This window comes from Stenotrophomonas sp. YJH_SMC_16 (assembly GCF_059367875.1).
On record NZ_JCAFRH010000001.1, the window covers coordinates 935,120 to 953,798 of the forward strand.

Genomic DNA, 18,679 nt, shown 5'->3' on the forward strand with positions numbered 1-18,679 from the left:
ACTTCCCCCAAGGAGTCCGTGCCCATGACGGCAACCCGCGAACTGGGCCGTTCCGGCCTGCATGTACGTCCGCTCGCCTTCGGTGGCAACGTGTTCGGCTGGAGCGCCGATGAGAAGGCCAGCTTCGCCCTGCTCGATGCCTTCGTCGACGCCGGTTTCAATCTGGTCGACACCGCCGATGTGTACTCGGCCTGGGTGCCCGGCAATGTCGGCGGCGAATCGGAGACGCTGATCGGCAAATGGTTCGCGCGCAGCGGCAAGCGCGACAAGGTGGTGCTGGCGACCAAGGTGGCCAAGTGGGCCGAACGCCCCGGCCTGACCCCGGACAACATCAATGCGGCGGTCGAGGATTCGTTGCGCCGCCTGCAGACCGACGTGATCGACCTGTACCAGGCGCACGAGGACGATGAGTCGACGCCACTGGAGGCGACGCTTGCGGCATTCGGCCGCCTGATCGAGGCCGGCAAGGTGCGTGCGATCGGCGCCTCCAACTACAGCGCCACGCGCCTGGCCGACGCGCTGAAGGTCTCCACCGACTACAAGCTGCCGCGTTACGAAACCCTGCAGCCGGAGTACAACCTGTATGACCGCGCCGGCTACGAAAAGGAACTGGAACCGCTGGTGCAGCGCGAGCAGATCGGCGTGATCGGCTACTACGCGCTGGCCAGCGGCTTCCTCAGCGGCAAGTACCGCACGCCGGCCGATGCAGCCAAGAGCCCGGCGCGTGGCGAGAACGTAGTGAAGCGCTATCTGAACCCGCGCGGCTTGCGCATCCTGCAGGCGCTGGATGACGTGGCCAGCAAGCACGGCGCCAGCGCCGCACAGATCGCGCTGGCGTGGCAGATCGCGCGGCCGTCGATCACTGCGCCGATCGTCAGCGCCACCACCGTCGAACAGCTGCACGATCTGCTGGCAGCGGCCAACCTGTCGTTGAGCGTGCAGGACGTCGCGCAGCTGGATGCCGCCAGCGCGGAAGCCTGAGTTGTAGTGCCGGCCGCCGGCCGGCATTTCACAACAGCGAAGAAAATAATTGAACAAAATGGTTGCGCGCGACTAAATCGTGGTTTATCGTGCGCACCTCGTTTCAACGACCACTGGAAAACTCCCTTGAACGCGCATTCCGTCGCCACCGCCAAACTACTGCCATGCCTGCGCATGGACGTGCTGGCGCGCGCGTTCGGCAAGGAAGACCAGCTGACAACGGCCTGATACCCGCCCTGCGGAGATCGGCCACCCCGATCTCCGAGGCCTGACGACGCCCTCGGAACGCACGTCCCGGGGGCGTTTTCGTTTGCGTCGGCACAAGGACCCGCGATGCCAGAACTGCACCCCGCGCGGCAACCCGCCGCTCACTGACCCAGGTTTCTTCGCCGCACCGGAGGATTTTCTCCGCGTGCATGGCAACGCCTGGACATTATCTGCATCGCACCCAAACATTATCGCTCGCGATAATGTCGGTGGCCTGCACCCTCGACTACCAACGGTCCCGTTTCAACCACGGGCTGGTGCGCGCGGCATTGCCGTGGCGTATGCCGGAGGTCGCGGACATGCCATCGCCTGGATCGCCTGCTGGAGGCAGGCGCCGGTTCGCCGGCACGCGGTTCGATTCCGCGCGGTCCCCAACTGGATAGCTCAGCTTGGTCAGAGCAACGGATCCGTAATCCGTCTGTCGTGGGTTCGATTCCCACTCCAACCACATGACCTGTCACGTCATGACTTGAAGCAACACCCGGGGCGCAAGCCCCAGCGGCCATCGTCGCCGTCCACCGTCATTGCCTTCGGGCAGGAACGTGGAAGGCAACGGACCGCACGCCGGGCCTCGGCCTGTCACCACTACCTGCCCCACTCTGCTCCGGTGCTGTCTGCCGGCAGCGATGGCCGCAAGGGTGATGACGCACCGAAGGCTCCGCGCGCGGACCGTCGGCCGATGGCCGCCCTCTTCCGCTGCCTGCACGTGGTGTGCAGGCGGCCTCGCCACGACCTGATCGACCCGGGTCATGGTGATTCATCCGCATCGGGTCGGACCACCAGAGCCATACAAGGAGAGACTCCCATGTTCTGGACCATCAAGGTCGTGATCGGCGACGGCGAGCGCGGCCTGGTGTATCGCAACCGTCGTTTCCAGCAGATCCTGCTGCCGGGCGTGCACCGCCTGTCGCCGTTCGGCGGCCGGCCGCACGTGGACCTCCACAACGCATCGAAGGGCGCGGCCTACACCGGCAGCGACCAGGACAGCCTGATCGAAGCGCTGGACGCACAGCTGGACACGCACTTCGTACTGGCCAACGTCGGCGCCGGCGAAGTCGGCCTGTTGCTGCGCAACGGCCGCATCGACGAGGTGCTGCCGCCGGGCAGCCGCCGTCTGTACTGGCGCGGTTCGGTCGACACCCAGGTACGCGTGATGACGCTGGGTGACGAGCCGCGCATCCCGCTGGACGTGCAGCAGCGCCTGGGCCAGCTGGGCGTGCTGCCGCGTGTCGCGGTGATCAGCACCGTGCCGAGCGAGTCGGTCGGCCTGCTGTTCATCGATGGCACGCTGCGCCAGACGCTGGACGCCGGCCTGCACGCGTTCTGGAACTTCAACGGCAACGTGTCGGTGGAGCGCGTGGAGCTGCGTGCGCGTTCGCTGGACGTGTCCGGCCAGGAACTGCTCAGCCGCGACAAGGTGACCCTGCGGGTGAACCTGGCCGCGACCGTGCAGGTGGTCGACCCGGTGCGTGCACACCGCACGCTGAGCAATGCCGATGAGTTCATCTATCGGCAGCTGCAGTTCGGCCTGCGCCAGGCGATCGCCGCACGCAGCCTGGACGAGCTGCTGGGCGACAAGGCGGCACTGGACGGCGAGATCGCTGCCCATGTGCAGGCGGCGATCGAGGGCCATGGCGTGCGGCTGCTCGGCGTGGGCATCAAGGACGTGATCCTGCCGGGCGAGATGAAGGAGATCCTCAACGGCGTGGTGCTGGCCGAGAAGCAGGCCCAGGCCAGCGTGATCCGTCGCCGCGAGGAGGCCAACGCCACGCGTTCGCAGCTCAACACCGCAAAGCTGATCGAGGACAACCCGGTGCTGATGCGCTTGAAGGAGCTGGAGGCGCTGGAGAAGGTCACCGAGAAGATCGACAAGCTCACCGTGTTTGGCGGCCTGGAGGGCGTGCTGAAGCAGCTGGTGACGATCAGGTAGGGGTAGCGGCGGCGCAGGGACGCGCCGCCGGCCCATCAAGGACATTCAACAAGACAATGGACACGCAACAGAACTATCAATGGCTGCACGCCGAGGGCACCACGCCGATCAAGGGCTGGGTCAACGGCGTGCCGCTGGAAGCACAGGCCCACGAGCAGCTGCGCAACATCGCCGCGATCCCGTTCGTAGGGCCGTGGGTGGCGGTGATGCCGGACGTGCACCTGGGCAAGGGCGCGACCGTGGGCTCGGTGATTCCGACCCGTGGCGCGATCATTCCGGCCGCGGTCGGTGTCGACATCGGCTGCGGCATGGCGGCGGTGCGTACCACGCTGCGCGCCAACGACCTGCCCGATGACCTGCGGCAACTGCGCAACAGCATCGAGCGCAGCATCCCGGTCGGCAATGGGCGCGGCGGCGAGCATCACCGCATGCCCGACAGCATCCACACCCGGTTGGTGCAGTCCGGGCTGGCCGACGGCCTGGAGAAGATCAAGGACAAGCACCGCCGGATCCGCACCGACAAGCTGGACCGCCAGCTGGGTACGCTGGGCGGCGGCAACCACTTCATCGAACTGTGCCTGGACGAGACGGATACGGTGTGGGTGATGCTGCACAGCGGCTCGCGCGGCACCGGCAACCTGATCGGCACCTACTTCATCGAGAAGGCGCGCGAGGAGCTGGCACGGCGCGTGCTGGGCTTCCACCTGCCGGACAAGGACCTGGCGTTCTTCATGGAAGGCGAGCCGCTGTTCGATGACTACGTTGAAGCGGTGTCGTGGGCGCAGGACTACGCGCGGCAGAACCGCGAGGCGATGATGTCGCGTGTGCTGGCCGAGATGCGCCACCGCTTGCCGAAGTTCCAGCTGGCGGCGATGGCGGTGAACTGCCACCACAACTACGTGCAGAAGGAAACGCATCACGGCCAGGAGCTGCTGGTGACACGCAAGGGCGCCGTCAGTGCCCGCGAGGGTGAGCTGGGCATCATTCCCGGCAGCATGGGCACGCGCAGCTACATCGTGCGTGGCAAGGGCAACGCGGACAGCTTCCACAGCTGCAGCCACGGTGCCGGCCGGGTGATGAGCCGTGGCGCCGCGCGCCAGCAGATCACGCTGGCCCAGCATCGCGACGCCACCGCGCACGTGGAATGCCGCAAGGACAGCGGCGTGCTGGATGAGTCACCGGCCGCGTACAAGTCGATCGACGATGTGATGGCCGCGCAGCTGGACCTGGTCGAGGTGGTGCACACCCTGCGCCAGGTGCTGTGCGTGAAGGGGTAACCGAGCGGTGCCGGCCTAGGCCGGCACCCACCGGAACACGTTCAGCGCGCCACGCTGTCTTCAGTCACCAGCGCGTGGTGCACGCCGATGCCCGCACGCACGCCCTCGGCAGCAGCCAGGGTGATGTTGCCAACTGTGGTTGCATCGCCGGCGGCGTACACGTTCGGTAGCGAGGTCTGCCTCATCGCATCGACCTCGATCAGCACGCCCAGCGGGCTTTCCAACAGGGTGCAGCCCAGCTGCTGCACCAGCGGCGTCGCCATCGTCTGCGTGGCCGGCACGAACAGCGCGCGTTGCGCGATGCGGCGGCCATCAGCCAACTCCACTTCCAGCCAGGTCGGCTGGTCGCCCTGCACGCCCACCACCGGCGCGGTCTCGATCTGCACGCCGCGCTGCTGCATGGCGGCCCGCTCCTCATCGGTGATCGGCAGGCCCTGGCTGAAGAAGGTAACATTTCCCCAATCGACGAACAGCGGCGCCTTGCTGGCGGACATCGGGTGCCCACCAAGCAGACCGATTGCGCCACCACCCACTTCGTAGCCATGGCAGTAGGGACAATGCAGCACGGTGCTGCCCCAACGCTCGGCCAGGCCCGGCAACGCCGGCAACTGGTCGGCAATACCGCTGGCCAGCAGCAGCTTGCGCGCGGCCAGGACCTGGCCATCGGCGGTACGCACTTCCACGCCTTCGGCGCGGGCGGTGGCCTGCACGGCTTCGGCATGCACCCAACGCACGGTGGGGTAGTCCAGCAGCTGCTGTCGCGCGGTCTTCAGCAGCTCGGCGCCGCTGATGCCATCCAGCCCCAGCACGCCGTGCGAATGGCTGGCGAAGCGGTTGCGCGGCAATCCGGCGTCGATGACCGTGACCGGGCGGCGGGCGCGGGCGAGGATCAGGCCGGCGGCAATGCCGGCATAGCTGCCGCCAACGATGAGCACATCAGGATTCATGATGACCTTCCAGGGAACGGTGATGGGCGAGATGGCGGGCGAAGTCGGCGCCGAGCTGGTCCAGCGTGGTCGCCTGCAGCCGCTGTTCGAGAAGGCGCTGTGCTTCGCGCGCCCCTTCGAGCAGGGCGCTGTTGACCAGCTGCTGGATAGGGCAGCCGCCGCCGGAATCGCGGGCGCCGGCCTGCACCAGCGGTGGTGCGCCCACGGCCAGATAGATGTCATGCAGGGTGATCGTTGCGGGATCGCGTGCCAGCAGGCTGCCACCGCCGTGGCCACGGGTGCTGCGCACCAGGCCGGCCTTGTGCAGCTGTGCCAGCAGGCGACGGATCACAACCGGATGCGTCGGCAGGCACGACGCCAGCTGCTCGGACGTACGCGGGGCAGCGTGGCCCACCAGATGTGCCATCACGTGCAGGGCGTCGGAAAGCGGGCTTGCTGATTTCATGTAACAACAATAGTTACATTTAAACCATCTGTCGAGAGTCCGTATTCGTTCCATATGGACACATTTGTCCTATGAAACATCTCCTTCACATCGCTAAACGGAACGCGAATGTGATCGTTGTCGCACTTCAGACGTGCAGGGCACGGGTCGATACCGCATTGCCCCTTCCCGAGAGTCCCTTCCATGAAAGCGTCTGTCCGTGCTCCGCGCCTGCAGTCCAAGCTGCTCGGCGCGGTTTCTGTTGGTCTGGCCGTGGTCCTGCTGTGCGCACTGGCGGGCCTGGCCTCCGCTTGGTTGAAGCTGTCCACCGAAGTTCCATCCGAAGTCGCGCACAGCCGCGATGCAGAACGCCTGCAACGCGAGTTCCGCGGCCAGGTGCAGGAATGGAAGAACGTATTGCTGCGCGGCCGCGACGATGCGCTGCGCCAGCGCCATCTGGATGCCTTCGACAGCGAGGGCCGCCTGGTCGAGCAGCTGGCCAAGGGCCTGCTGGCCAGCCCGGACGCGCGCACGCGTGAACTGGCGCAGGCCTTCATCGGCCTGCACGCGCAGCTGCAGAAGGACTATCACGCCGCCCTGCAGGCATTTGCGGAGGCCGGCTACGATCCCGCTGCCGGCGACAACCTCGTGCACGGCAAGGATCGCCCGGTGGCGAGCGCACTGGATACGTTGAGCGCGCACGCCACACAGGTGGCAGAAGCGGCGGTGGCCGCGCGTTCCCAGCAGGCGCGGCAGACGTTGTTGGTGTGCGCGGCGTTGACCGTGCTGGCCGCCGTGCTGTTGCTGATGGGCCTGGCGTGGTGGCTGCGGCGTGCCGTGGTGCAGCCGGTACTGGCCGTGGAAGCCGCCGCACGTGCGGTGGCCGCCGGTGACCTGCAGCATGTGGTGCAGGTGCGCAGCCGCGACGAGATCGGTCGCCTCGCGCAGGCCATGCAGGCGGTGCAGTCGACACTGCGCGGCGTGCTGGATGCACAGGCCACGATGGCGCAGGCGCATGAGGCCGGCACCATCAGCCACCGCATGGACGCCAGCGCCTTCCCCGGCGCGTTCGGCACCATGGTGGCCGACAGCAACACGCTGGTGGATGCGCACATCCAGGTGAAGATGCGCGCGATCGCGATCATGGGGCGTTACGCCGTCGGTGACCTCAGCCAGGACATGGAACGCCTGCCCGGCGAAAAGGCCGTGATCACCAATGCATTGGATACGGCCAAGGCCAATCTCGGCGTGATCAACGGCGAGATCCGCCGCCTGGCCGAAGCCGCTGCCGCCGGTGACTTCAGCCAGCGCGGCGACAGCGCACGCTTCGAACATGATTTCCGCGCGATGGTCGACGGCCTGAACCGCCTGATGCAGACCACCGAACTGAACCTGGGCGAGGTTTCCAGCATGCTGCGCGCGATTGCCGATGGCCGTCTCGGCGCGCGCATGCACGGTGATTTCCAGGGTGTATTCGCGCGCATCGCCGGCGACGCCAATACCACCGCCGCGCAGCTGGCGACCATCGTCACCGACATCAAGCACGCCTCCGGCAACATCCACACCGCCGCCGCGGAGATCGCTGCCGGCAACAATGATCTGTCGCGCCGCACCGAACAGCAGGCCGCCAACCTGGAAGAGACGGCGGCATCGATGGAGGAACTGACCTCCACCGTGCGCCAGAACGCCGAACACGCGCGCCAGGCCAACCAGCTCGCGATCGGCGCGCACGCGGTCGCCTCGCAGGGCGGCAGCGTGGTCGGCCAGGTGGTGGCGACGATGGGCGCGATCGAGACCTCGTCGCGGCAGATCGCCGAGATCATCAGCGTCATCGATGGCATCGCGTTCCAGACCAACATCCTGGCGCTGAATGCTGCGGTGGAAGCGGCACGCGCCGGAGAACAGGGCCGCGGCTTCGCGGTGGTCGCCAGCGAAGTGCGCACGCTGGCGCAGCGCTCGGCGGCGGCCGCGAAGGAGATCAAGTCACTGATCGAAGCCTCGGTGGAACAGGTTGGCCATGGCGCACAGCGCGTGCGCGAGGCAGGCGACACCATGGCCGAGATCGTGGCCTCGGTGCAGCGCGTGACCGACATCATGGTCGAGATTTCCGCCGCCTCGCAGGAACAGAGCGCGGGCATCGAGCAGGTCAGCCAGACCGTGATCCAGATGGACGGCACCACCCAGCAGAACGCTGCGCTGGTGGAGGAAGCCAGCGCCGCGGCACGCAGCCTGGAACAGCAGGCGAACCGGTTGATCGAGGCGGTGGATGTGTTCGATCTGTCGACCACGGCGGATGCGAAGGGCGGGTTGGCGCGCGCGGCCTGATTGGTCCGGTTGCCGGCCAGCGTCAGATGGGTAGCGCCCGACCGTTGGTCGGGCGATGGCAGGTGCAGTGCGGACCAACGGTCCGCACCCACCCGAATCCGATCAGCGCAGGTAACCGCTCTGCGCCATTGCTTCACCCAGGTAATCCAGGAACGAGCTGATCCGCGCCGATACCGCCGTGTTGCGGTAATACACCGCGTGGATCGGCTGGTACACATCCAGCGTCTGCGCCGCCAGCACCGGCACCAGGGTGCCAGCAGCGCGGTCGCTATCGGTGACGAAGTCGGACAGGCAGGTGATGCCGACACCTTCCACCGCCAGACGGCGCAGTGTCTCGCCACTGGACACGGCGATGTCCGGCCGCACCAGCAGCAGCCCATCCGACTCTCCGGGCAACGGCCAGCGGTTGAGTGACTCCGGCTCGTTGAAGCTGAGCAGTGTGTGCTGGCCCAGTGCGGCGACGCTGGCCGGTTCGCCGTGTGCAGCCAGGTAGGCCGGGCTTGCCACCAGCCGCAGCTGGCACCGCCCCAGCGGCCGCGCATGCAATGTGGAGTCGGCCAGTGGCCCGATCCGGATCGCCAGATCGGTGCGCCGCTCCAGCAGGTCGATGTAGCGGTCGGAGCTGTTCAACTCCAGCTGCACTTCCGGGTAGCGCGCACGATAGCCGCTCACCAGCGGCGCGATCACGTGCAGCACGAACGGCATCGCCGCATCCACGCGCAGGCGCCCTGCCGGGCGCTCGCGGCGTGCCGCCATCTGTTCCTCGGCCGATTCCACCGCATCGATGATCGCCCGGGCATGGCGCAGGAACGCCTCGCCCTCGGCAGTCAGGTGCAGGCGGCGGGTGGTGCGGGTCAGCAGGGTGATCCCCAGCTTGTCCTCCAGCCGCCCCAGCGCACGGCTCACGCCCGAGGGCGTCTGCCCCAGCTGCTCGGCAGCGGCACTGATCGACCCGCCGTCGATCACCGCGAGGAAGGCCTGCATTTCATCGAGAGTGGTCTTCATCCCGCCATTATTGACTGAGCGGCAATAGTGATTGGCGTGAAGACTGGTTTTTCGGCAAAGGTGCACCGCGCACACTGCGCGCCTTCCTTCCCTCCGGAGCCGGCCATGATCCGTGGCATTCCCCTCGCCCTGCTGGCGTTGACCCTCGGTGCCTTCGCCATCGGCACCACCGAGTTCGTCATCGTCGGCCTGATTCCCACCATTGCCGCCGATCTGCAGGTCAGCCTGCCCTCCGCAGGCCTGCTGGTCTCGCTGTATGCCCTCGGGGTGGCCATCGGTGCGCCGGTGCTGACCGCGCTGACCGGCCGCGTGCCGCGCAAGACCCTGCTGGTGGCGCTGATGGTGCTGTTCACGCTTGGCAACGTCATCGCCTTCCTGGCGCCGGGCTACACGTCGCTGATCGCCGCGCGCATCCTCACCGGCCTGGCCCACGGCGTGTTCTTCTCGATCGGTTCGATCATCGCCACCGCGGTGGTGCCGAAGGAGAAGGCCGCCGGTGCCATCGCCATCATGTTCACCGGCCTGACCGTGGCACTGGTGACCGGCGTGCCGCTGGGCACCTTCATCGGCCAGCACCTGGGCTGGCGCGCCACCTTCCTGGCGGTGGCCGGGCTCGGCGTGATCGCACTGCTGGGCGCGCTGCTGTTCGTGCCGCGCAGCGTGCCGCAGAGCGCCCCGTCCAGCTTCCGCCAGCAGATGGCGGTGCTGGCCCAGCCGCGCCTGCTGCTCGTCTATGCGATGACCACGCTGGGTTATGGCGGCACCTTCCTGGCCTTCACCTACCTGGCGCCGATCCTGCAGGACGTCACCGGTTTCTCGGCCAACGCGGTCAGCCTGGTGCTGCTGGTGTACGGCGTGTCGGTGGCGATCGGCAACCTGTGGGGCGGGCGCATGGCCGACCGCATGGGCCCGGTGCCCGCGCTGAAGCGCATCTTCGCCCTGCTGGCGGTCGTACTGTTCGTGCTCACCTTCACCGCCTACAACATCTGGCTGATGCTGCTGACGGTGCTGGCGCTGGGCGCGGTGGCCTTCGGCAACGTGCCCGGCCTGCAGGTCTATGTGGTCAAGCAGGCGCAGCGCTATGCGCCGCAGGCCACTGACGTGGCCTCGGGGCTGAACATCGCCGCCTTCAACATCGGCATCGCGCTGGGCGCCTCGCTCGGCGGCCTGGTGGTGGAGAACATCGGCCTGATGCACACGCCGTGGCTGGGCGCGCTGGTGGTGGTGGGCGCGTATGCGCTGACCGTGCTCAGCGGCCGCCTGGACCGTCGTGATGGCATCGATGATCGTGCCCACGGCATCGCCGTGGCCGCGCATTGAGACAGGTCATGCCGTGCCGGCACCCTGCCGGTACGGTGGTGCAATGCACCGTTGCCGGCACGTATGCGGCCACTGGCCTACCCTTTGCCGGATATTCGCATCCCTCCCCTCTGCTGGAGCTCCCCATGACTGTCCCCGCCTTCGGTCTCGGCACCTTCCGCCTCAAAGACCAGACCGTGATCGACTCCGTGCGCAACGCGCTGGATGTCGGCTACCGCGCCATCGATACCGCACAGATCTACGACAATGAAGCCGAGGTCGGCCAGGCCATCGCCGATTCCGGCGTGCCGCGCGATGAGATCTACCTGACCACCAAGGTCTGGATCACCGAGTTCAAGCGCGAAGCGCTGCTGGCCAGCCTGCGCACCAGCCTGGAGAAGCTGCGCACCGACCATGTCGACCTGGCACTGATCCACTGGCCGTCGCCGAACGACAAGGTCGACGTGCCGATGGAGGAGTACCTGACCGCACTGGCCGAGGCCAAGGCACAGGGCCTGACGAAGGAGATCGGCATCTCCAACTTCACCATCGCACAGACCCGCAAGGCGATCGAGATCCTCGGCGCCGATGCGATCACCACCAACCAGATCGAGATCCATCCGTACCTGCAGAACCGCCTGCTGGTGAAGTTCCTGCAGGACAACGGCATCCACATCACCGCCTACATGAGCCTGGCCTATGGCGAGGTGATCAAGGACCCGGTGATCCAGGCCATTGCCGGCCGTCACCAGGCCACGCCCGCGCAGATCGCACTGGCCTGGGCACTGCAGCAGGGTTACTCGATCATTCCGTCTTCGACCAAGCGCGAGAACCTGTCGGGCAACCTGGAAGCGGCAGCAATCCGCCTCACCGACGAAGACATGGCGCAGATCGCCAAGCTGGATCGTGGGCACCGCCTGGCCAACCCGGAAGGCATTGCGCCGGCCTGGGATTGAGGCCCCGTTGTTGTAGAGCCGAGCCCACGCTCGGCTGCCGTCTCCCTGGAGCCGAGCATGGCTCGGCTCTACAGACTGGATCCCCGAGGCGCCACCTCGTGCAGCATCCGCAGCACCTCGTGCACATCCAACGGTTTGCACAGGAAGCCGGCGGCGCCCATTGAACGCGCCCTCTCGATGACCTGCAGACGCGTGTCCGCGCTCATCACCAGGATGGGCGGACCGTCCGTTCTGGAGCCGACCGCTTCAAGTACGTCCCAACCGCTGCAACCCGGCATATGAAGGTCCAGCAGCACCACGTCTGGCGCAAGCGACGCCACCGCAGCCTGCGCATCGCGCCCGTCGTGCCGGCAACTCAGTCGATGACCTGCACATTCCATCAGCCGCTCGACCACCTGCCGGTTGGTTTCCACATCCTCGAACAGCAGGCAATGCAGGGATCGTACCGACGCCGCATGTGCCTTGAACACCGCCTCAAGCGAAGGTGATGCTGCCTCGCCGATCACGGCAGGAGCGGTGAAGCACCACTGGAACGAGGCGCCACCCCACGTGCTGCGGCCCACCTCGATCGTCGCGCCCATGGCATCGGAAATCAGTCGCACGATGTAGAGCCCAAGCCCAACCCCCTGCTCGCAACGGGCATCGCCCTCGCTCACCTGGACGAAGGGGGAGAAGATCGCCTCCTGGTCGCTCTCGTCGATACCGCACCCGGAGTCGGAAACGGTCACCCGCACCTGCCATTGCTCACCGATGCGGGAGGCGTGAATGGACACGCGGGTCTCGCCCCCCACCGGGCTGAACTTGATCCCGTTGCAGACAAGATTGCTGATCACCTGTTCGACCCGGCCTGCGTCAACCAGCATCCACACTGCGGGATCGCAGTCCTCCACCGTCAGCAGTACACCTTTCTCCGCAGCAGCCGGTGCGCAGCTTTCCTGCATCGCATCGAGCGCGGACGCCAATGAACAGGGTTGAGGACGAAGCCGCAGCGTTCCACCCTCGATGCTGGCCACATCGAGGACATCATCAATGCGATGCCGCAGCGCTCTTGCCTGCCGGGCCACCATCGCAAACGAACTGCGCTGCGCCGGCGTCGCGGCGTCCATGTCCAGCAACTGGATGCCATTGATGATGGCGTTCAACGGCGTCCTCAGCTCATGGCTCATCGTTCCGATGAACCGCCCCTGGGCCTCGCGCGACGCGACGGCACGGAGCGCAATATCGCGCATGGCCGCAACCATGGAGGCAACCACGGCCGGCAGCAGGATCGTCAGCGCCAGGGCATAGGCCAGGTAGGCAGGTCGTGAGATCCAATAGCCATCCGGCGCGGCCCACAGCAGCCCCAACGCCGTTGCAGCGATGGCTGGCGCGATCGCCCTCCGCCCGTAGGCAGCCGTCGCCGCGATCACCAGGAAGGGCAGCGTTGCATTGAGCGTCATCAGAAGAATGAAGGCTGCATCGACCTGCACCGTCACCATCACCAGGCTGAGGAGCAGGCCCACCGCGTCGCGCCATGCCACACCGCGATCCTTATGGAGGTTCACCCATGCGGCCCATGCCACGGACGCAACAAGCAGCGCAATCGACGCAGGCAGCACCTTCGCCGCCTCGTTGGCCAGCACGGGTTGTGGTCCATCCATCCAGAGCCAGCACCACAGCACGGTCAGTGCCTGCAATACCACTCTGGACAGGCTGGCACGCGGCTCCTGCAGCCAGGACAGCAACAGCGCAAGTCGTTTCATTTCCAGTGAGCGGGCCGCCTGAAGCAGTGCGTCGGGGCCAGGATCGAGCAGAGCAGAGGGTGCATGGGGCATGGCCGGACTCCTTCACCTGTGAGAAACGATGGAACGTTGCAGAAGGCGCTGCGCCGCTACCGCCAAGGCTTGGGAGCGGCGTCGTATGTGGTCTGCCGCCGCGCCCGATCGAAGGCACTCACCCAGGTCGTCGCACGCGCTGGCGATCAGCCTGCTGCCCAGCGCCGACGTGATGCTCTTGAGCGCGTGCAGGCGCGCCAGTTCTGCATCCAGATCGCTGCTGGGCGTACTCGCAGACTCCACCCTCCACCGTGCTATCGCTTCGTCCAACGCAGCAACAAAGGACGGCAGCTCGCATGGTGACACCGCGGCAATCACCTTCAGCATTGAATGCTCGCCAAGCTCAGGGCGATCGGCGCCTGCCGCCTGCGTTCCCGCCATGCCACGTCGATCGATTGCGTGCATCTGTCTCCGCCATATGTCGCATGCGACCTGTTCGTGCATGTCGCTCCCGGCCAAATACGATTTCGTGCAGGGCCATTCGCGACAACGCATCTTCCCGATTCGCTACTGCATCCGCTCATGAATGAGAGCGAACAAACCCGGAAACCGCTCGGAAAACACGTATCCCAGCCCTAATCCAAGCCATACGCCGCCGAGAATGACGCCCGCTCTTGCGGAGGGTGACAGTCGCTTCAGATCCATGGCATCCAGCATCCACACAACGAAGGCCCCGCGCCATCGGAATTCATTCAAACTTTCCTGAGGTGCACTGTGCTGGCGTTTACCCTTCTTCTTCTGCTGGCATGTGCTGCACTGATCGCCACACGCCGATTCCGCACCGCGGCACTCCTGTCGGTGCTGCCCCTGATGGCCTTGTCCAGCGCAACGGGCCCGATAACGCAATGGATGCTCGACCGGGCCCAGGCCAGCGCTGCATTCACGACACCTGCAGATCGGCCGAAGACAACGATCGTACTGCTGGGCGGTGGCATCGAGCACCATGCCGAGGGCTCCAGCCCGGGTATGGTGGGGTACAGCCGATTGCTGGTTACGGCGCAGCGCTATCTGCTCTGCCAGCAGAAGCACGAGACCTGCAGGTTGATCGTGAGCGGAGGTGCCTCACGAAACCGTAATAACAGCGAGGCCAACGTCTATGCGCGCGAGCTGGTCCGTCTGGGTGTGCCGATGGATCGCATCGAGCAGGAGGATGCCAGCGCCAACACCTGGGAGAACGCCCGGAACAGCAGTGCGATGCTCCACCACGACCCATCGCGCGTGGTAATCGTGACCTCGGGCCTTCACCTCAGGCGAAGCCTGCTCTATTTCCAGCATTTCGGCGTGATTGCCGAAGGCCTGCCCAGCGACCGGCTACGCGCCACACCCGGATGGCTCCCCTCGGCCTTCAACCTGCTGCTGGCTGAGGTGATGTTGCACGAACGTATCGGCGTGCTTCGTTACCACGCCTACAACAGACTGGGGTGGAACGAACCACCGATGCCACCGATCCCCTTCAATCCACAGACAGCCACCCACGCATCGCCGCACTGACCTCGTCCGGCTTTTCCATCGGGGCCAGGTGCCCGCAATCGGGCACCACCACCAGCTGCGAGTGCGGCACCAGGTCGTGCATTTCCTCGCTCACCGCCAGCGGCGTGATGCGGTCGTTGGCACCGCACACGATCAGCAGCGGATCGCGGTAGCCCGCCAGCACGTCATGGCCGTCGCGCCGCTCCAGCGCACTCTGGCGCAGGAATACCTCCGCCCCCAGGCGGGCGGTCATGTCGCGCACGCGCTGCACCAGCACGTAGTCGTCCAGCCGTGAGGCGTCGATGTAGCTGCGCATCAGCACATCGCCGAAGCCATGGAACTTGCCAGGCAGGCGCACGCTGGCGCGCTGGCTACGCCGTTGTTCGGCACGTTCCGGTGAATCGGCGTGGATCGAGGTATCGATCAGCGCCAGCTGCAATACGCGCTCCGGGGCGATGCGCAGGATCTGCTGGGCCACGAAGCCACCCAGCGAGAAACCGGCCAGCGCGAAGCGCTCCGGTGCCTGTGCCAGCACGTCCTCGGCCACCGCCTGCAGGGTCTCGCCGCGGGTCTGGTCGCCTACGGTGCAATCGGCAATGTCGGCCAGGTCGGCCAGCTGTGCGCGCCACAGTTCAGCATCGTTGAGCAGGCCGGGCAGCAGCAACAGGGGGATACGGTCGGTCATGGGGGTATTGTCGCGCCGGCGGGGTGACGGCACCATGCCGCAACGGGTGATTGCACTGTAGAGTCGAGCAAGCTCGACTCTACGACACGGACGCGACCATGGCAGACCCCTACAACAGCAGCCCCACGTCCCCGCCCGCGCTGCGTTTCGACGATGCGCTGGTCACCACCGCCTTCGAGCTGCCCGGCCATCGCGTGGTGCGCAACCTCGGCGTGGTACGCGGCATCACCGTGCGCTCGCGCTCGATCGTCGGCAATTTCCTCGGCGGCATCCAGACCCTGTTCGGCGGCAACATCACCATCTACACCGAACTGTGCGAACAGGCCCGCGAGGAAACCTACCGCGACATGGTCAAGCACGCGCGGCAGCTGGGCGCCAACGCGATCATCGGCATGCGCTACGACGCCACCGATGTGATGACCGGGCTGACCGAGGTGCTGTGCTATGGCACGGCAGTGGTGGTGGAGCCGGTGCTTTGATACTGTAGAGCCGAGTCCATGCTCGGCTCAGGCGCGCCCGTGCGATGCAAGGCAGCCGAGCGTGGGCTCGGCTCTACAGAGGGGTCTCAGGCACTTCGACCTGCTGCACCGGCAGGGTCACCATCATCACCGTCGGGTCGTCCGGGTCGAGTTTGGTCTTGAAGCCCAGGCTCTGGCACATCGCCAGCATGGTGCTGTTCTCGCGCAGCACCTGGCCTTCCACCACGTCCAGGCCCAGCCACTTGGCGTACTCGATCATGATCGCCATCAGCCGCCAGCCGATGCCGTGGCCCTTCAGGTCCGAGCGGATCAGGATGCCGTACTCGCCGCGGTGGTAATCGGCATCGGCGTGCAGGCGTACCGCACCGAGCATCTCGCCACTGCGCGGCTCGATCGCCACCAGTGCGATCGAGCGTGCGTAATCGAGCTGGGTCAGGCGCGCGATGAACTCGTGGCTGAAATGCTTCACCGACTGGAAGAAGCGCAGGCGCAGGTCCTCGTCGCTGACACGGGCGAAGAATGCGCGGAACAGCGCATCGTCTTCCGGACGCACCGGACGCACGAAGGCGCGGCCGCCATCGGACAGTTCGATGGTGCGCTCCCACTCCTTCGGGTACGGGAACACCGAGAAGCGCGGATGACCGCGGCCCTTGTGCAGAATGCGCGACGGCGCCACCGCCACGCGTGCGTCGAGGGCAAGAATGCCCTTGCTGTCAACCAGCAGCGGGTTGATGTCCAGCGTACGCACTTCGGGAATGTCCGCGGCCAGCTGTGCCAGCTTGACCAGCGCCAGCGCCAGTGCACGCTCGTCGGCGGCGGGCACATCGCCATAGGCCTTGAGGATGCGCGAAGCCCGGGTCTGGCCGATCAACTCATGGGCCAGGCGTAGATCCAGCGGGGGCAGCGCCAGCGCCTTGTCGTTGATCACTTCGACCGCGGTGCCGCCGCGGCCGACCACGATCACCGGGCCGAACGTCGCGTCATCGGCAATACCGACAATGATCTCGCGTGCCTTCGGGCGGACGATGGTCGGCTGTACCAGCAGGCCATCGATGCGGGCATCCGGCCGCAGCTGGCGTGCGCGCGACAGGATCGCGTTGGCCGCGCTCTGCACCGCCGGCAACGTGGACAGGTTCAGGCGCACGCCGTCCACTTCCGACTTGTGCGGGATGTCCGGTGACAGGATCTTCAGTGCGACCGTGGCACCGCGCTCGAGCAGCGGCTGCGCCAGGTCCATCGCCTCGTGCGCATCGCGCGCATGCATGACCGGTGCGGACGGAATGCCGTAGGCCTTGAGCAGTTCATGGGTGGCCAGCGGGTCCAGCCACTGCTGGCCGTTGGCCAACGCGGCATCGACCAGCGCGCGTGCGGCCGCTGCATCGACACTGAAGTCCTGCGGCAGGCTGGGTGGCGTTTCCATCAGGGCGTTCTGCGCTTCACGGTAACGCACCAGATGCTGGAAGCCGCGTACTGCCTCCGCCTCGGTCGGATAGGTCGGCACCCGCGCCGCGTTGAGCGTGGCGGTGGCCTGGTCATCGTTGCCCAGCCACACCGCGAACACCGGCTTGTCGCGATGATGGCGCGGACGCAGGCCGAGCGTGCGGGTGAGCGCCTGCGCAGCGTCTGCGGACGAGGTGAATGCGGTCGGCACGTTGACCACCATCACCGCGTCGTTCTCGTTGTCGGCCAGCAGCGCTTCGATGGCCGCGGCATAGCGGTCACCATCGGCGTCGACCACGATGTCGACCGGATTGCTGCGCGACCAGCCCTGCGGCAGCACGGCGTCCAGCTTTTCGACCGTGGTGTCGGACAGGTTGGCCAGGGTGCCACGCAATGCGATCAGCTGGTCCACGGCGAGGCGACCGACGCCGCCGCCGTTGCTGAGAATCGCCAGGCGACGGCCCGGGAAGGTGCCCAACCGCCCCAGGGATTCGGCAGCAGTGAACAGTTCGTCCAGCGCGCCCACGCGCAGCAGGCCGGCACGGTTGAACGCGGCGCCGTACACGTCGTCGGCGCGGGCCAGTGCCTGCACATGGGTATCGCGGCTGCCCGGCTGCACGCGCTCGGCGCGGCCGGACTTCACCACCACCACCGGCTTGGCGCGGGCGGCGGCACGCGCAGCCGACATGAACTTGCGCGCGTCCTTGATCTGCTCGACATAGAGCAGGATGGCGCGGGTGCGGTAGTCGGTGGCGAAGTAGTCGAGCAGGTCGCCGAAGTCGACGTCCATCGTGTCGCCCAGCGAGACCACCGCGGAGAAGCCGACCGAGCGCGCTACGCCCCACTCCACCAGCGCGGCGGCGATGGCCGAGGATTCGGAGATCAACGCAAGATCACCGGCCTGCGGGAAGTGCGCGGCGATGCTGGCGTTGAGTCGCGCGTGCGGCGCGATCACGCCCAGGCAGTGCGGCCCGAGGATGCGCAGGCCATGCTTGCGCGCCACCGCCTCTACCTGTGCGGACAACGAACCCGGGCCTTCGCCCAGGTGCGCGGTGAGGATGATCGCCGCCTGCACGCCGCGCTCGGCGGCGGTACGCACCACCTGCGGCACGATCGCCGCCGGTGCGGTGATCACCACCAGGTCCGGTACCCAGTCCAGATCCTTCAAGCGCTTGACCGTGCGGATGCCATCGATCTCGGCATGCCGCGGGTTGATCCACGCCACCTTGCCGGGGAAGCCGGTGCCGCGCAGATTGCGCATCACCGCGCGGCCGGCCGAACGCTCACGCGGGCTGCCGCCGATCACCGCGACCGACTGCGGACGGAACACAGACTGCAGGTGGTAGGTACTCATGCGCCTACGGTACCCAAAAAAGGGGA

General features: G+C 66.6%; 15 protein-coding genes and 1 tRNA gene. 9 read left to right on the top strand and 7 right to left on the bottom strand.

Going from position 1 to position 18,679, the window contains the following annotated elements; genetic code table 11:
* The first annotated feature begins 24 nt into the window (after nt 1-24).
* The 4 genes from AC5P6E_RS04205 to AC5P6E_RS04220 all read left to right on the top strand — a co-directional run bounded on the left by AC5P6E_RS04205 (nt 25) and on the right by AC5P6E_RS04220 (nt 4,455).
* Complete coding sequence (locus tag AC5P6E_RS04205) at nt 25-981, top strand: aldo/keto reductase (RefSeq protein WP_329834313.1); 957 nt, start codon at nt 25-27, stop codon at nt 979-981.
* A gap of 643 nt (nt 982-1,624) precedes the next feature.
* Nucleotides 1,625-1,696: transfer RNA gene (locus AC5P6E_RS04210), tRNA-Thr, on the top strand.
* Between the two features lie 357 nt (nt 1,697-2,053).
* Nucleotides 2,054-3,178: an SPFH domain-containing protein gene (locus AC5P6E_RS04215; RefSeq protein ID WP_019336765.1), complete on the top strand. Its 1,125-nt coding sequence runs from the start codon at nt 2,054-2,056 to the stop codon at nt 3,176-3,178.
* Between the two features lie 56 nt (nt 3,179-3,234).
* Nucleotides 3,235-4,455 (top strand): RtcB family protein, encoded by a 1,221-nt coding sequence (locus AC5P6E_RS04220; protein ID WP_248854137.1) that lies wholly within the window; start codon nt 3,235-3,237, stop codon nt 4,453-4,455.
* A gap of 41 nt (nt 4,456-4,496) precedes the next feature.
* Here AC5P6E_RS04220 and AC5P6E_RS04225 read toward each other — a convergent pair whose 3' ends face one another.
* Both AC5P6E_RS04225 and AC5P6E_RS04230 read right to left on the bottom strand, forming a co-directional pair.
* Complete coding sequence (locus AC5P6E_RS04225; protein ID WP_329834309.1) at nt 4,497-5,402, bottom strand: NAD(P)/FAD-dependent oxidoreductase; 906 nt, start codon at nt 5,400-5,402, stop codon at nt 4,497-4,499.
* A complete protein-coding gene (locus AC5P6E_RS04230) occupies nt 5,392-5,847 on the bottom strand; it encodes an Rrf2 family transcriptional regulator (RefSeq protein WP_329834307.1) in 456 nt (151 codons plus the stop codon). The genes AC5P6E_RS04225 and AC5P6E_RS04230 overlap by 11 nt, the downstream gene beginning before the upstream one ends.
* Nucleotides 5,848-6,030: 183 nt before the next feature.
* Between AC5P6E_RS04230 and AC5P6E_RS04235 the strand changes: the two genes are divergently transcribed.
* Entirely contained in the window at nt 6,031-8,151 is a 2,121-nt protein-coding gene (locus AC5P6E_RS04235) for a methyl-accepting chemotaxis protein (protein ID WP_312718621.1), read from the top strand.
* A 102-nt stretch (nt 8,152-8,253) separates the two neighbouring features.
* On the opposite strand, the gene AC5P6E_RS04240 is transcribed toward AC5P6E_RS04235, so the two are convergent.
* Nucleotides 8,254-9,156, bottom strand: a complete 903-nt coding sequence (locus AC5P6E_RS04240; protein ID WP_495230715.1) for a LysR substrate-binding domain-containing protein — start codon at nt 9,154-9,156, stop codon at nt 8,254-8,256.
* A gap of 105 nt (nt 9,157-9,261) precedes the next feature.
* Here AC5P6E_RS04240 and AC5P6E_RS04245 point away from each other — a divergent pair, with 105 nt between their 5' ends.
* Nucleotides 9,262-10,476, top strand: a complete 1,215-nt coding sequence (locus tag AC5P6E_RS04245) for an MFS transporter (protein ID WP_495230716.1) — start codon at nt 9,262-9,264, stop codon at nt 10,474-10,476.
* 125 nt (nt 10,477-10,601) lie between these two features.
* Nucleotides 10,602-11,411 (top strand): 2,5-didehydrogluconate reductase DkgB, encoded by an 810-nt coding sequence (dkgB, locus tag AC5P6E_RS04250; RefSeq protein WP_392422266.1) that lies wholly within the window; start codon nt 10,602-10,604, stop codon nt 11,409-11,411.
* Between the two features lie 68 nt (nt 11,412-11,479).
* Here dkgB and AC5P6E_RS04255 read toward each other — a convergent pair whose 3' ends face one another.
* Nucleotides 11,480-13,225: an ATP-binding response regulator gene (locus AC5P6E_RS04255; RefSeq protein ID WP_495230717.1), complete on the bottom strand. Its 1,746-nt coding sequence runs from the start codon at nt 13,223-13,225 to the stop codon at nt 11,480-11,482.
* Between the two features lie 12 nt (nt 13,226-13,237).
* Nucleotides 13,238-13,630 carry a hypothetical protein gene (locus AC5P6E_RS04260; RefSeq protein WP_392422270.1) on the bottom strand — a complete coding sequence of 131 codons (393 nt, stop codon included), beginning with the start codon at nt 13,628-13,630 and terminating at the stop codon, nt 13,238-13,240.
* A 309-nt stretch (nt 13,631-13,939) separates the two neighbouring features.
* Between AC5P6E_RS04260 and AC5P6E_RS04265 the strand changes: the two genes are divergently transcribed.
* Entirely contained in the window at nt 13,940-14,716 is a 777-nt protein-coding gene (locus tag AC5P6E_RS04265) for a YdcF family protein (RefSeq protein WP_392422272.1), read from the top strand.
* Here the strand turns inward: AC5P6E_RS04265 and AC5P6E_RS04270 are convergent.
* Nucleotides 14,679-15,380 carry an alpha/beta fold hydrolase gene (locus tag AC5P6E_RS04270; protein ID WP_071305583.1) on the bottom strand — a complete coding sequence of 234 codons (702 nt, stop codon included), beginning with the start codon at nt 15,378-15,380 and terminating at the stop codon, nt 14,679-14,681. The two genes, AC5P6E_RS04265 and AC5P6E_RS04270, sit on opposite strands and share 38 nt — an antisense overlap.
* Before the next feature lie 98 nt (nt 15,381-15,478).
* On the opposite strand from AC5P6E_RS04270, the gene AC5P6E_RS04275 reads away from it, so the two are divergent.
* Entirely contained in the window at nt 15,479-15,859 is a 381-nt protein-coding gene (locus AC5P6E_RS04275) for a YbjQ family protein (RefSeq protein ID WP_053443712.1), read from the top strand.
* Nucleotides 15,860-15,932: 73 nt separating this feature from the next.
* Here the strand turns inward: AC5P6E_RS04275 and AC5P6E_RS04280 are convergent, their stop codons facing one another.
* Nucleotides 15,933-18,653 (bottom strand): bifunctional acetate--CoA ligase family protein/GNAT family N-acetyltransferase, encoded by a 2,721-nt coding sequence (locus tag AC5P6E_RS04280; protein ID WP_490848869.1) that lies wholly within the window; start codon nt 18,651-18,653, stop codon nt 15,933-15,935.
* Nucleotides 18,654-18,679: the final 26 nt, after the last annotated feature.